Below are 14,637 nucleotides of genomic sequence, written 5' to 3' on the forward strand. Positions count from 1 at the left end.
CCCCACAACTTACTTACGTTCTGCTGGGCTTTTCATCATCTCAAAAAACTCACTATTAGTTTTAGTATGTTCTAGCTTTTTAAGCAAGAATTCTATTGCTTCACTGCTACCCATTGGGTCGATGATGCGGCGAAGAACCCACATTTTATTTAGCACTATTTTATCAACTAATAAATCTTCTTTTCTAGTTCCTGATCTAGTTATATCAATCGCCGGATAAATACGTTTATCGGCAATCTTACGATCTAATACTATTTCAGAGTTACCTGTACCTTTGAACTCTTCAAAAATCACCTCATCCATACGTGAGCCTGTTTCAATTAGAGCTGTACCAATTATAGTAAGTGAACCACCATTCTCAATATTTCTTGCAGCACCAAAAAATCTTTTTGGACGCTGAAGTGCGTTAGCATCAACACCGCCAGTTAATACCTTACCTGATGATGGCACTACAGTATTATAAGCACGAGCAAGACGAGTTATAGCATCAACTAAAATTACTACGTCTTTTTTATGTTCTACTAAACGCTTTGCTTTTTCAATGACCATTTCCGCAAGCTGTACGTGTCTACTGGCCGGTTCATCAAAAGTAGAACTAACAACCTCCCCTCGCACGGAACGTTGCATATCTGTTACCTCTTCAGGTCTCTCATCTATTAACAACACAATTAAAAATACTTCCGGGTTATTGGTAGTAATAGCATGAGCGATATTTTGTAGTAACACGGTTTTACCAGTACGGGGTGGTGCAACTATTAAAGCACGCTGTCCTTTACCCATAGGAGCGACTAGCTCGATAACACGTGTACTAAAATCTTTGCTGTTATCTTCAAGCTCTAAGCCTAATTTTTCATCAGGATATAAAGGAGTGAGATTATCAAAATTGACGCGGTGATAAGCCTTAGAGGGATCTTCAAAATTCACTTTATTTACCTTAAGTAGAGCAAAATAACGCTCACCTTCTTTCGGAGCTCTGATTCGTCCTTCCACAGTATCACCAGTACGAAGCCCAAAGCGACGAATTTGGCTTGGAGAAATATAAATATCATCAGGTCCTGCTAAATAATTTACTTCCGGAGAACGCAAAAAGCCAAACCCGTCAGGCAAAACTTCAAGTACACCCTCACCTACTATTGAACCCCCCTGCTCTACAGATTTCTTTAAAATTGCAAAAACTAATTCTTGTTTACGCAAAGAACTAACATTTTCAATTTTTAGCTCTTCTGCTTGAGCTTGCAATTCTTCAGGCAATTTACGTTTTAATTCTTTTAAATTAATTATATTGCCGTTTTCTGCATAATGATTATTAAATTCAGGGTTATTTAGTTGTTCTGGGGATTCTTTATTAGTTATACTCATTATTTTTATTATAATAGATTATAGTTGACATGAATGAAAAATTTAATTCCTTAAATGTAGAGGAAATATTACGTTTGTTTTAAATTGGAATCAAACTAGATTTTTAGATTTATTCTTGTGGCTTGAAGAATTAATTTTATTTGTTAGCTTTATAAAGCTTTAATATATGTAAAAGGATATTAACAATCTAAAAGCATATTGTCAAGTATATACTGCTAATAAATGAAAAGTTGGTAGACGAAGTTTAATTTGAAAATTGACTATAATATTAATAAAAGTGGATCAGCTTTTCCGTCATGGCGAGAAAATTATATTTGCATCTCCTCGCAATGACGACTTTGACCCACAAGGCTTAATTAGGAATCCTTATTATCTCTAATTTCTTTGACTATGCTTAATAATTGAGGAAAATCTACTGATCCTGGAATTAATCTAGCATTAATTACATATGCAGGCACACCCTGAATTTTAAGATTTCTAGCTATTTGCATATTTTGAGCGATTAGATCTCTTACCTCAGAGCTGTCAGCTATTTCTTCAACTTCCGTAATATTTAAGTCATTTTTAGCTAATAATTCTTCGACAGTTTCTTTAGAAACATTTCTTATCTTCATTAATTCACTATGAACAGCTTTAAATTTACTAGGGTTAATTTTATAAACCGCTAAAGCTATTTTTGCTAAATAATCAGAAGCATCACCAAGGATAGGTAATGGTCTTAACAAAATTTTCACTTCTGGATCATTTTGTAATAACTCATTTAAAGAAACATCACCTTTTTTACAGTAGGAACAAGAATAATCATAAAAAGCAACTATAGTTATATCACCGTCTTTATTACCTATGATAGGAAAATTTTGGCTATTCTCGATATCTAATTTGTTATCCTTAATATAGCTATTAACTTTGGTTTCACTTTCTTGTACTTTACGCTTTTGTAGATTTTCTATTGATTGTATTATTATTTCAGGAGTATTAAGCAAATATTCTTCAATAATCTTCTTAACTCTTTCTTCTTCACATTGCTTTGGCTCTTCATTTTGTTTAACTTCTATGGAAACAGGTTTTGTAGAAGAAGTTTTTATAGTTTTAAAAATAAATAAAACTCCTATAATTACTACAAATATAACTAATATCTTTCCAATAATATGCTGCATAAATAACCTTTAAAATTAATTTTATTTTGTTTCGGGCTTGTGTATGTCATTGCGAGGAAATGTAACTCCTACTGTGTCATCCCGTGGCCCCGCCACGGGATCCAGAAAAACAATAAAAAATATTACATATTTTTTTCTGGACCCCGTGAATAAATCACGGGGTGACAACCATACCTTAACCTTTACTTCTGTCTGATCAATCTACTCTGATCTCTCTTCCAATCTTTTTCTTTAATCGATTCTCTTTTATCGTGTAATTTTTTACCTTTAGCAATGCCAAGCTCAATTTTTATTTTGTTCTTTTTATTAAAATACATAGACAAGGCAACTAGAGTATAACCTTTTATTTTAGTTTTACCGATAATTTTATTTATTTCTTTCTTATGCAATAATAATTTACGTGGTCTTCTAGTAGAATGATTGAACCTATTTGCTTTTTCATATTCTGCAATATGACAATTATACAAAAATACCTCATTTCCCGTATCAGCTGCATGACTCTCTTCTATAGATGCTTTACCTTGACGCAATGATTGAACTTCACTACCCTTTAATACAATACCTGCTTCTAGTCTTTCCTCAATAAAGTAATTAAAGAGAGCTTTTTTATTTTGTGCAATAATTTTCTTATATTCCGTCATACTTTTATAGATAAGGATGTTATAATTTCCTCAATTTGTGTTTTGGTCGTATTTGTTGCTTCAGTTAAAGGCAAACGAATTTCGTTTGTGCAGAATCCTAAATAATGCATAGCATACTTAACTGGGATTGGGTTTGATTCTACAAATAATGCTTTATATAAAGGTAATAATTTTTGATGAATCTCTAAAGCTCCTTTAACATCATTGTTATACCATTTCTCTTGAAGCTCTTTGCATAATTTAGGTGCAACGTTAGAAGCTACGGATACGCACCCTACTCCGCCTTGAGCATTAAAAGCAAGACTTAAATCATCATTACCGCATAATAGATTAAATTCTTTTTTAACTATAGCTTTAATTCTAAGCGGTCTTTCTAAATCTATCCCCGCATCTTTTAAAGCTAAAATACGAGGTAATTTAGCGAGTTTAAATATCACTTCATCGGTAAAGTCAACCCCAGTTCTACCCGGAACTGAATATAGCATAATCGGTAAATTACTAGCTTCATGTATTGCTTCAAAATGTTTATAGATCCCGCTTTGAGTAGGCTTCAAATATGACGGCGGGCTAATCATAAAGCCGTCAACTCCAATTTTTGTAGATTCAGCCGCAAGCTCTATTGCATAAGCGGTATCATTTGAAGAACATCCGCTAATTATAGGAATACGCTTATTTATAATATCCTTAGCTGTCTGCAATAATAATTTATACTCTTCAAAGCTTAAACTACTCCCCTCACCTGTTGAACCTGCTATTACTACGGCATTCACTTCAGCATTTATTTGATATTCTAAAATCTTTTCTAAGGCATCTAAATCTAGTTTATTATTTTTAAACGGCGTTATTATTGCCGTAATCAAACCTTTAAATATATTATTCATTATGTTAGTATTTTTTTATTGTTTTTCTGGATCTAGTTCCCAAGCCACGGGATGACACCGAGGACTATCTCATAAGATTGCCACACAAGCGATGCTCCTTGCAATGATGTTTTTTATCCCCTCACAATTTTACCATACTCTTCTTTTAAAATATTCGCAATTTTATGATCATTAAAAGTAACTTTCTTATTACCAAGATCTATAGAATTAATATTTTGCACCTCAATTGCCGTACCTGTAGCAAAACAGCTGGTAAAATCTTCTATCTGTTCTAATCTTAGACGCTCTTCTTTTACTTCTAGCCCTAAATTTTTTGCAATTTCAATAATAGTTTGTCTTGTTATACCATCTAAAAATCTATCAGCAACTGGAGTATATAGCACATTATCTTTAACAAAGAAAATATTTGTTGTAGTACATTCCGCAATATACCCCTCATAATCAAGTAATAATGCATCATCATAGCCAAGGTCTTTAGCCTCTTTCTTGCTTGTTATTGCCATGTTATAATGAGCAGCGGATTTAGATTGCACTGGCATCATATTAGGTGCAGCTTTACGCCATCTGCTTACATGCAAATTAACTCCAGCGGTAAATGCTCGTGACATAGAGGGAACAGCCGCAATCAAAACGTTAGTCGACAATTTAGGGTTAATAATATTTAAAGACTCACTCCCACACCAAACAAGTGGTCTTATATATGCATCCTGAATCTTGTTTTTCTCTATTAATAATTCATGAGCTTTTATAATTTCTTCTACACTATAAAGTACTTTCAATCCTAAAACTTCTGCTGATTTAACCAATCTTTCAGTATGTTCTTTAAGTTTAAAAACTTTCCCATTATAAGCCCGCTCACCCTCAAATACTGATCCTGAGTAATGCAAACTATGAGTTAAAACATGCACTGTAGCAAGTTCATAAGGAACTAACTCACCATTAATCCAAATATACCAAAGATTATTTTCTAAATTTTTTGTCATTGTTATTAATTGTTATTTGTACTAGAGTAAAAATGCATTGCGAGCGACTGCAAGGAGCGTGGCAATCTCATAAAGCAAACTCCTAAGATTGCTTCGTCGCTATGCTCCTCGCAATGACGGAAAAATTTTTAAAAATTACATCATATTTATATGCAAGAATATAAGGCACATATCCTAATTGTTGATGATGATACCAGAATATTAGCACTTTTAAAGCAATTTTTAAATAAAAATGAGTTTTTAGTATCAACGGCTGTATCAGCTATAGAGGCAAAGGATTTGTTAAAAACTTCTAATTACGATTTGATTATTTTAGACGTCATGTTACCAAGCATTACAGGGCTTGATTTTGCTACTACCATTAGGGACGCTGGCAATAATATACCAATAGTAATGTTAACTGCTTTATCGGAAGCTGATGACCGTGTTAAAGGTCTTGAAGCCGGTGCATCAGATTATGTTATTAAACCCTTTGAACCACGAGAATTATTATTGCGTATAAATAACTTGATCAATAATTATAACAATCCCAAAAAAGAAAAAAATATAACCAAATTTGGCAATAATTTTTATAATTATAATACTAAAGAATTTACTAAAAATGATCAGATAATTCCGCTTAGCTCTACTGAGCAAAAATTACTTGAAATATTTATAGAACGTCTTGGCACTTCTATTAGCCGCCTTGAGCTTTCAAAAATTATGGGAGGTCTTAGTGAACGTTCTATTGACGTACAAATTACCAGAATAAGAAATAAGCTAGAAGATAATCCTAAAGAACCGAAATATTTAAAAACCGTGCGTAATGAGGGATATGCACTTTATATCTAAATTATTACCTAGGACTTTATTCCTAAGATTTATGCTTATCATAATTATGCCGATTCTGATAGGACAGCTAGTTGCTATATTTTTGTTTTATGATCGTCATTGGTATAATGTTTCATATTATACTAGCACCATTATTATCAATGAAATAGAATCTTTAATTAAAGAGCATAAAGATAATCCAAAAGAAATAACACAATTATCAGAAAATTATCTCAATTTATCTTATCAATTTGAGCCTAATAAGAAACTATTAGCAAAACAGCCTAAGTTAAACGAACCCTTAACTATATTTAAAAATATTTTAAATACAAAAATTCATGAAAAAAATATAATTAACTTAACTAAGGAAAATAGAATTCAAGTATTATTAGAGCTAAATAACGAGGTATTAAATATTTCTTTTCCAGCCAAACTTTTACTTAACCCAACAGTATATATTTTTGTTCTATGGATTATATTTTTAACTATTATATTACTTTCCATCTCTATTATTTTCTCTAAGAATCAAATTAAATCAATAGTTGCTCTTGCAGATAGCATGGATGAATTCGGTCGAGGTATCTTAAAAAGTAAGAATTTTAAGCCTACAGGTGCTTTAGAAATAAGAAAAGCAGGGCTTGCTTTTTTAAAAATGAAATCTCGTATAGAAAAGCAAATTATCAAAAGAACTACCATGCTTGCTATGATTTCTCATGATTTAAGAACTCCTCTAACACGCATGAAATTACAACTTGAATTAATGGATGAAAATGAAGAAACTGACGGTCTAAAGCAAGATATATTAACTATGCAGCAAATGATAAACTCCTATCTAGATTTTGCAAGAGGCGAAAGTGCAGAACAATTTAAAGAAATTTTTATTTTATCCTGGATTAAATCTTTTTTAAATAAATGGTCACATATAGATATAAAGTTTATAAACCCTACTAAATTAGATGGAGTGAAACTTCGAATTAAACCACATTCTTTTGAAAGAGCCTTGTCTAATTTAATTAGTAACGCTATAAAATATGGTACTAAAGTTAGAATTTCGTTAAATGCTAACTCATCTAACTTATCAATAATCATTGAAGATAATGGCAGCGGCATAGATAATGCAGAAAAACCTTTAGTATTAAAGCCATTTTATAGATCGGATAAAGCAAGGCAGTTAGATAATTCAAGTAATGTAGGTCTCGGACTTGCTATTACTCGTGAGATAGTAAAGGATCATAACGGATTTCTTTATCTAGAAGATAGTAAGGATTTAGGTGGGTTGTCGGTTAGAGTAGAAATTCCTGTATATACTAAGATAGAACTCTAAAAATTGGTATAGTCGTTATTGCGAGGAGGGATTGCCTGCGTGGATCGAAAGTCGTCTGAGCTACGCGAATGAAATGAGCGTGGCAATCCAGAAAAAATAATAAAAAATACTATAAATTAGCATTTTTTAGCTGGATTGCTTCGTCAATTACTTCGTAATTTCCTTAGCTCAGACGGAAAAACCGATCTACGCAATAATGCCTTGTGAAAGCAGAGCTTTGATGCAATCTCAGGACATTCTGATAAGATTGCCACGCTACTTTCAGTGGCTCACAATGACGTTAAAAAGAACCAAAAATATATATTTAATAATGACTAACATAAAACATTTAGCAATAATAATGGATGGTAATGCACGCTGGGCAGCTACGCATGACTTACCTAAATCTGAAGGACATAGAGCCGGAGCTGATAAAGTACATGAATTATTACCGGAATTTATTAACCTTAAAATACCATATGTTACGCTATATACTTTCTCTTCCGAAAACTGGCAACGCTCAACTACAGAAATATCTTTTTTAATGAAGTTATTAAACATTTATTTAAAAAAAGAGCTAGATAATTTACATAGAAATGGCATTAAAATAAAAGTAATAGGTAGGCTTAATTTATTAAGCGACTCATTGCAAAAACAAATAAATAATGCTATAGAATTAACGAAAGATAATAATAAATTAACTCTTTGTATAGCTTTTAGCTATGGTAGTCGTCAAGAAATAACAGACGCTTGCACTAAGATTATCCCAAGCGGTAAAACAGAAATTCTTGAGAGCGATATACAAAATGCGTTATATGATCCGGAAATGCCTGATGTAGATTTATTAATAAGACCTGGCGGTGTTTTTCGGATTAGTAATTTCTTACTTTGGCAAGCAGCTTATGCTGAACTATATTTTTCTCAAAAATATTGGCCTGATTTTAATAAAGAAGACATAATAAACGCTATAGATGATTATTCAAAAAGGAAAAGAACATTTGGCAAAAGATAAACAAAAATCAAATTTATATTTAAGAATACTGTCTGGTATAATATTAGTACCATCATTTGTGGTAGCCATATTATGGCTTAAACCTTTATTCTATGTTTTAATGATATTAGTAGCTATAGGAATGCTTAGCGAATGGTATGATATGACCCACTCCTCTATTATGTATCTAATAATAGGGTTAATTATTATCCCAATTCCCATAAGCTTGTTAATATCCTTAAGTAGCAATCCCATAAATAACTGGCTTATTATGCTTTATTTTTGCATAATTTGGTCGGTAGATACATTTGCGATGATTGGAGGCAAAACCTTGGGCGGTGCAAAACTTGCTCCAAAAATCAGCCCTAAAAAAACTTGGAGCGGCTTAATTACAGGAATATTATCGGCAGGTTTAGTTGCAACCTTAATTAGTTTTATACCAAGTTTTTACATTGAAAATTACTATTTCTCAAATAGGATTTATCTGTTTATAATTAGTTGTATGCTAGCTTTAATAGCTCAGCTAAGTGATTTATTTATTTCATATTTTAAACGAAAGTTTAATATTAAGGATAGCGGCGATATTATACCTGGTCATGGGGGAGTGTTAGATAGATTTGACAGTATAATTTTAACTGCCCCAATATTATTTTTTATAAATGGATTATATTTATGAGTATTTTTAATTCAATACTTTCAAATAATCATACAAAAAAAATAATTTTAAATATTTTTCTAGCATTGCTGCTAGGATATTTTGTTTTTCACTGCATTTACGGCAATAAAGGAGTTATTGCATATTTAAAAGTAAATAGACAACTTGAAAAAGCCTATGATGAATTGAAATTATTGCGAGCTGAACGAGTAGAGCTTGAACATAATGTTAAATTACTTAGAACCGAATCGTTAGATAAGGATATGCTAGATGAACAAGCACGCAAAGTTTTAGGTATAGCAGCTCCAAGCGAACAAGTTTTTAACACCAATAGCAAACCATAGGCTCATCACAGAAATTAAAATTTAACTGAAGAATATATTATGACTATTACGCTTTACCAAAACGATTTACCAGATGATTTTGAACTTGAAGGTGATTTAGCAATAGATACCGAAACGATGGGATTAAATTTATATAGAGATAAACTTTGTCTATTGCAGTTTAGTAACGGAAATGGTGATGCTCACCTTGTGCATTTTCTAGATCAAAACTATAATGCTCCTAACCTAAAAAATTTACTAAGTGATAAAGAACGTTGCAAGATATTTCATTTCGCAAGGTTTGATTTAGCAGCGATAAAAAAATATTTGGGAGTTGATTTAGAGAATATCTTTTGTACTAAAATATCTTCAAAGCTAGTTAGAACTTATACTGAAAGCCATGGGCTTAAGGATATATGTAGAGAATTGTTAGGAGTAAATATTTCCAAACAACAACAATCTTCTTATTGGGGTGCTGATAATCTATCTTCTGACCAACAAGAATATGCTGCTAAAGATGTGCTTTATTTGCATAAGTTAAGAGAGCATTTAATAGCAATGTTAGTTAAAGAAAATAGATTTGAACTTGCTCAAGACATCTTTAAATTTCTACCAACCAGAGCCAATTTAGATTTAGTCGGCTGGGATGAAGTTGATATCTTTACGCATTGAATTTTTTGATGCTATAAAACGTTATTGCGAGGAGAAACTGGTCTTGTTGCATGGCTCCGATGTCATCCCCGCTTAAGGCTTGCTTGCGGGGATCATTTCCCCCTGTCACCCCCGTGGCTTGGGAACTAGGTCCAGCTAAAAAATATTAATATCTATTAATTAGTTAATAATTGTTAGTGAGTTTTTTATTCTTATGTTGTGATAAATAAGATATATTAATAATTCATTTTAATTCAGAAATCTTATAATGCTTAAAATACCTATCGATAATATTATCATATTCTTATATCTGATATCAATTTTAGCCGTAGGTGTTTATTACCGAGCTAAAAACAGTAGCTTTAAAAATTATGCCAATGTAGAGAGTAAGGTTCAGAATAGCAAACTGCTATTAATAGCTACTATATTTGCAAGTTCTGTAGGAGGAGCTACTACTTTTGGTATTACAGAAAAAACTTTTTTAGGACATGCATATTATGCTTACGCTTTAATACTTACTATCCCGATAGATATCATAATCGCTATTTATGTAGTGCCACTAATTGCAAAACATCATGGGGCAGAAAGCATAGGCGATATAATGAGTATATATTATGGCAATCTAGGTCGCTTTATTGGCGGGGTTAGCTCTGTAATTGTATCGGTTGGATTTTTAGCAGCTCAAATAAGCGTCAGCGGTTATATTTTTCAATATATCTTAGAAATAAATTATATTGAGGGAGTAATTTTAAGCTATAGTATAGTACTTATATACACTACAATAGGTGGGCTGCAATCTATTGTTTTTACTAATTTACTGCAATTTTTTGCTATGATAATTGCGATACCTGTTGTCACTTTTATAGGACTAAACAAAATTGGTTCTATAAATCCTATAGGCGATTTGATTGTTGAAACTAATCCATCTAACTTATTTTCTTATATAATCGCTGCTGCTTTAAGCTTTAGCGTAATGAATCTATACCCTACCTTTATTCAAAGAGCTTTGATTAATAAAAACCCTACTCAAACGACTAAAGCAATATATACAAAATCGGTTATATATTTATTCTTTTTAATTTGTGTTACTTTAAACGGATTAATTGCTTATAAACTTTATCCAGAGCAACCATCAAGCTTAGTATTACCTTATCTGATCAATCAAATAATCCCGCCTTTAATTCAAGGCTTAGTCATAAGCGGGCTGCTTGCTGCTGTTATGTCTACTGCCGACTCTGACTTAAACGTTACTTCCATAGCTATTGTTAAAGACATAATTAACCCAATTCTAAAGGTAAAAAATGAGCAAAAACTATTATTAATTGCCCGAATTATTAACGTAGCAACAGGAAGCCTTGCTATAATTGCTGCCTTAAAATTCAGTAACGTAATAGATTTAGTAGTATTTTTTACTGGCTTTTGGGGACCTGTAATATTAGTACCGCTAGTAACAACGCTTTTTAGCATTAGAGTACCAACACAAATAATGGTTTTATCATCAATAAGCGGAGCAGCAACTTTTCTATTTTGGGAACATTATTCCTTATCTCTACAATATTTTAACCTCAGGGGAGTATTTATAGGAACGATGGTAAGCTGTTTTATATTTATGTTAGGTATAGTGACAAATAAGATTAATAGGAGGTAATAGTAAAAGGCTCAGCACCCTCTTCAAGAATATTTAAATATTTACGATACACGTATATTTTGTCGCGTTTTTTACCGCTTATTTCTTCTAAAATATTAAGTTTTCTCATTAATTCAAGAGCATGCCTTGCCGTAGGTGCAGTTATATCTAGCCCCTTAGCAAGCATAGATACATTTACTTGCGGCAATAATTTCATATATTCTAAAACTTGCTTACAAACAAATCTTGCTCGCCCTGCTTTTTCTATCTGGGTAATATCTTCTTCAAATAATTGATTAATAAGATTGGTTGTTTGGATTGCCTGCATTGCAGATTTATGAATGCCTTCTAAAAAAAACTCCAGCCAAGTTTCCCAATTACCATGGATCCTGACTTCTTGAAGTAGCTCATAATAAATATGACGATTTTGTTTTAAGTAAAGGCTCAAATATAGAATTGGGGCATTAAGTATTTCATTATGACAAAGCAACAATGTAATTAGTAATCGTCCTAAACGTCCATTACCATCTAAAAATGGATGAATTGTTTCAAATTGAACATGAGCAATACCGTCTTTAATAAGAACCGGCAGGCTATTATCATGCAAAAAATTTTCAAAATGAGACAGGCAATCATTTAAATAATTTACAGGAGGAGGAACAAATAACGCATTGCCTGGTCTTGTGCCACCAATCCAGTTCTGAGAACGCCTAAATTCTCCTGGCAATTTTTTAGAGCCACGCCCTCCAGAAAGTAATATATTATGGATTTCCCGCAATAATCTTAAGGAAAAAGGAAAACCATCTTTTAACCTTTCTAAACCATACATTATAGCTTTTACATAATTAGATACTTCTTCCACATCTTCTATGGATATTTCAGGTTTTTGATTATGCTCAAATAACATTAAGTCTGAAAAAGAGCTTTGTGTACCTTCAATTTGGCTTGAGAGCAATGCTTCCTTGCGGACATACATATAAATAAATAACGAAGTATTAGGGATAGATTTACAGGTTATGTTTAACTCTGCAAGTGCTAAGGTAGCTTTTTCAAGGTGAGTATATAATTTTACTAAATCTATAGGAGGTTCAGGTGGTATATAAGCCTTATATGACTCACCTGATACTTTTTGAATGATGTATTTACCTATGCGTTTATTCATATTCTATCCTTTCTTAAGAGATATACCTTAAGAAAGGATAACTTATTATCTTTTCTTAGTAAAGATTAAAAAGAAAAGTTTTTGAATAATATAAATAAAGAATAATATATAGATGAAGATACTTCTTCTTAATTTAGGCACACAATAAAGTTAATCTTACTCTAATTTTCTAAATTAATATAATACCTTGTAGCTTTAAGTTCGCCGGTTTTAATAAATGCCTGCATCTCTACCAATTCTTGTAGATCTCTTGTAGCAGTGGCTTTAGAGGTTTTGGTGATGTTTAGATAATTTTTAGCACTCAAACCACCTTTAAAGCCCTCTACCCCCTCTTCAAAAATTCTTTTAATTACTTTTTCCTGTCTTGTGTTTAATGCATTCTTAAATTTATCATAAAATTTTGTTTTATTTATTAAAAACTCAATATTAAGTAAAGTATAATCCTGAGCTTTAATTATCGTTTTAACAAAGTATAATATCCAGTCAGTAATTTCTAAACTTTTATTGTTATTTTCTAGATCATTATAATATAACTTTTTTTCCTGATTTATTACGTGAGACAAAGCTATTAATATTGGTTTTCCTATATTTTGACATAGCATTTTTATAGTGATAACTCTACCTATTCTTCCATTACCATCTTCAAACGGATGTATAGACTCAAAATAAAGATGGGCAATAGCAGCTTTAGTAAGTGGAGTAATAGAATCCGTAATATTATTATACCATTCTATAAATCTATCCATTTCTTTTGGTACAATATCAGATGGCGGTGCTTCAAAATGTACTATTGGCTCATAATATTTGCCTGAAACTACCTGCATTGGCTCTAGGTGGATGCGATATTTTCCTATAGCATCTAAATCTTTTCTACCGTTCATTAACATTTCATGCCAACGAAATAAACAGTCATGGTTTAAAGGCTGATCATATGAATAATACATATCGGCAAGCAATTCTGAGATACCATTTTCCGCAGGCGAAGCTTTTCTATTATCCCTTGCTATATTAAAATAACGCTTTATAGAGGATTGCAAGCTGTCTCTATTTAAATATTCACCCTCAATTTCAGAACTATTTAACGCTTCATCACTTGCAAGCATAACAACTAAATTATCTTTATCTGATTTCGAAAGATGTTTAGTTGCCCCTAAAAGAACACCGCTATTATTGATAAAACGTTTTTCCAAATCAGAAATATTTTTCTGATCATATTTAAAATTAGACCAATCTTTATGCTGCCAATTCCATATCATGAGCTATAAATATTTATTTTATAACTCATATTATAGCATATTTTGAGTTATAAAATAAGTTTTTATTACTCAGATAGCGTATTTTTAAAATATTAAACTTCTACGATCATATTTAAATAGATTCATTATCTGAACTAATCTCATCACCTGATAATACAACTTCTATATCTTCATCATTTTTAAATACTTTATTAAGATCAGTTATTTCAGCACTGCTGCGTGCTCCTAATACTAATTTATTGACTTTATTTAGACTTTTAAATACAACTTTTGTATCAGATGCAATTGTTATCATTCCACTAAACGTTTCTGAAAAATTACTTTCAAAATAATTTGTTGTGCCGGAATTAAGTTTTGTACTTTCAATTTTTTGATCACGCATATTTTCCTCTTTAAGTTAATTTAGTCTTATATAAATTATTACTACAATAAGTTATATAATATTTCAATCAAAAAATTTTATTAAATTTTTCATTTAACACTTTACTCAACTTATAATTGTTATTATAATGCATTTTTTAAATTTAAGCGGCTATGATATTAAGGCTATATTGCTGCCTCATATTTATTATAATTGTTTTTGATATTAACACGGCACATGCTTCCGCATGGCTGTTAGAGCAAGGTAGATATAGATATATTGTAGGAGGAAATAAAACTAATAAAATCTCAAAAACAGAAAAAAAGCAAAGAGAGGAAACTGTTTTACATATAAACAATAGAATAATATATCTTAGGCAACATCTTGAAGAAGTAAAAAATCAACCTAATCTTCAAGCAAAAATTCTACGGCAAATAAAAAAATTAGAGCAGAAAATACTGAAGTTATTATCCTATC

The 14,637-nt window shown here is 31.4% G+C and carries 15 protein-coding genes; 7 read left to right on the forward strand and 8 right to left on the reverse strand.

The features are described 5' to 3' along the window. Positions 1-9: 9 nt before the first annotated feature. From rho to AAHF54_RS04425, 5 genes are all read right to left on the reverse strand, one after another. The gene (rho, locus tag AAHF54_RS04405) at positions 10-1,359 is read right to left on the reverse strand and encodes a transcription termination factor Rho (protein ID WP_016948430.1); all 1,350 of its coding nucleotides are present in this window, start codon (positions 1,357-1,359) and stop codon (positions 10-12) included. 356 nt (positions 1,360-1,715) lie between these two features. Beyond that, positions 1,716-2,516: a DsbA family protein gene (locus AAHF54_RS04410; protein ID WP_341788104.1), complete on the reverse strand. Its 801-nt coding sequence runs from the start codon at positions 2,514-2,516 to the stop codon at positions 1,716-1,718. Between the two features lie 182 nt (positions 2,517-2,698). Beyond that, on the reverse strand, positions 2,699-3,157 hold the full coding sequence (smpB, locus tag AAHF54_RS04415; RefSeq protein ID WP_341788105.1) for an SsrA-binding protein SmpB: 459 nt from the start codon (positions 3,155-3,157) through the stop codon (positions 2,699-2,701). After that, positions 3,154-4,038 carry a 4-hydroxy-tetrahydrodipicolinate synthase gene (gene dapA, locus AAHF54_RS04420; protein ID WP_341788106.1) on the reverse strand — a complete coding sequence of 295 codons (885 nt, stop codon included), beginning with the start codon at positions 4,036-4,038 and terminating at the stop codon, positions 3,154-3,156. Before dapA ends, smpB begins: the two co-directional genes overlap by 4 nt. 113 nt (positions 4,039-4,151) lie before the next feature. Beyond that, a complete protein-coding gene (locus AAHF54_RS04425; RefSeq protein ID WP_342170238.1) occupies positions 4,152-5,027 on the reverse strand; it encodes a branched-chain amino acid transaminase in 876 nt (291 codons plus the stop codon). Positions 5,028-5,171: 144 nt separating this feature from the next. Between AAHF54_RS04425 and AAHF54_RS04430 the strand changes: the two genes are divergently transcribed. The 7 genes from AAHF54_RS04430 to AAHF54_RS04460 all read left to right on the forward strand — a co-directional run bounded on the left by AAHF54_RS04430 (position 5,172) and on the right by AAHF54_RS04460 (position 11,402). Further along, positions 5,172-5,852: a response regulator transcription factor gene (locus tag AAHF54_RS04430; RefSeq protein WP_011477410.1), complete on the forward strand. Its 681-nt coding sequence runs from the start codon at positions 5,172-5,174 to the stop codon at positions 5,850-5,852. Next, positions 5,836-7,155, forward strand: coding sequence for a sensor histidine kinase (locus AAHF54_RS04435; RefSeq protein WP_341789226.1), 1,320 nt, complete (start codon positions 5,836-5,838; stop codon positions 7,153-7,155). The genes AAHF54_RS04430 and AAHF54_RS04435 overlap by 17 nt, the downstream gene beginning before the upstream one ends. Positions 7,156-7,465: 310 nt before the next feature. Further along, complete coding sequence (gene uppS / locus AAHF54_RS04440; protein ID WP_342169840.1) at positions 7,466-8,146, forward strand: polyprenyl diphosphate synthase; 681 nt, start codon at positions 7,466-7,468, stop codon at positions 8,144-8,146. After that, positions 8,106-8,801: a phosphatidate cytidylyltransferase gene (locus AAHF54_RS04445; protein WP_341788108.1), complete on the forward strand. Its 696-nt coding sequence runs from the start codon at positions 8,106-8,108 to the stop codon at positions 8,799-8,801. Before uppS ends, AAHF54_RS04445 begins: the two co-directional genes overlap by 41 nt. After that, positions 8,798-9,124: a septum formation initiator family protein gene (locus AAHF54_RS04450; RefSeq protein WP_341788109.1), complete on the forward strand. Its 327-nt coding sequence runs from the start codon at positions 8,798-8,800 to the stop codon at positions 9,122-9,124. The genes AAHF54_RS04445 and AAHF54_RS04450 overlap by 4 nt, the downstream gene beginning before the upstream one ends. A gap of 39 nt (positions 9,125-9,163) precedes the next feature. Then, a complete protein-coding gene (locus AAHF54_RS04455; RefSeq protein WP_341788110.1) occupies positions 9,164-9,775 on the forward strand; it encodes a ribonuclease D in 612 nt (203 codons plus the stop codon). 247 nt (positions 9,776-10,022) lie between these two features. Then, on the forward strand, positions 10,023-11,402 hold the full coding sequence (locus AAHF54_RS04460; protein ID WP_341788111.1) for a sodium:solute symporter family protein: 1,380 nt from the start codon (positions 10,023-10,025) through the stop codon (positions 11,400-11,402). Here AAHF54_RS04460 and AAHF54_RS04465 read toward each other — a convergent pair. The 3 genes from AAHF54_RS04465 to AAHF54_RS04475 form a co-directional block, all read right to left on the reverse strand. Then, positions 11,389-12,543: a Fic family protein gene (locus tag AAHF54_RS04465; protein WP_342169841.1), complete on the reverse strand. Its 1,155-nt coding sequence runs from the start codon at positions 12,541-12,543 to the stop codon at positions 11,389-11,391. The two genes, AAHF54_RS04460 and AAHF54_RS04465, sit on opposite strands and share 14 nt — an antisense overlap. Positions 12,544-12,704: 161 nt before the next feature. Beyond that, positions 12,705-13,799, reverse strand: coding sequence for a Fic family protein (locus AAHF54_RS04470; protein ID WP_341788113.1), 1,095 nt, complete (start codon positions 13,797-13,799; stop codon positions 12,705-12,707). 112 nt (positions 13,800-13,911) lie between these two features. Further along, positions 13,912-14,181: a hypothetical protein gene (locus AAHF54_RS04475; protein WP_341788114.1), complete on the reverse strand. Its 270-nt coding sequence runs from the start codon at positions 14,179-14,181 to the stop codon at positions 13,912-13,914. Positions 14,182-14,637 lie beyond the last annotated feature (456 nt).

Origin of the sequence: Rickettsia endosymbiont of Seladonia tumulorum (genome assembly GCF_964030815.1) — a bacterium.
Taxonomy (GTDB): domain Bacteria; phylum Pseudomonadota; class Alphaproteobacteria; order Rickettsiales; family Rickettsiaceae; genus Rickettsia.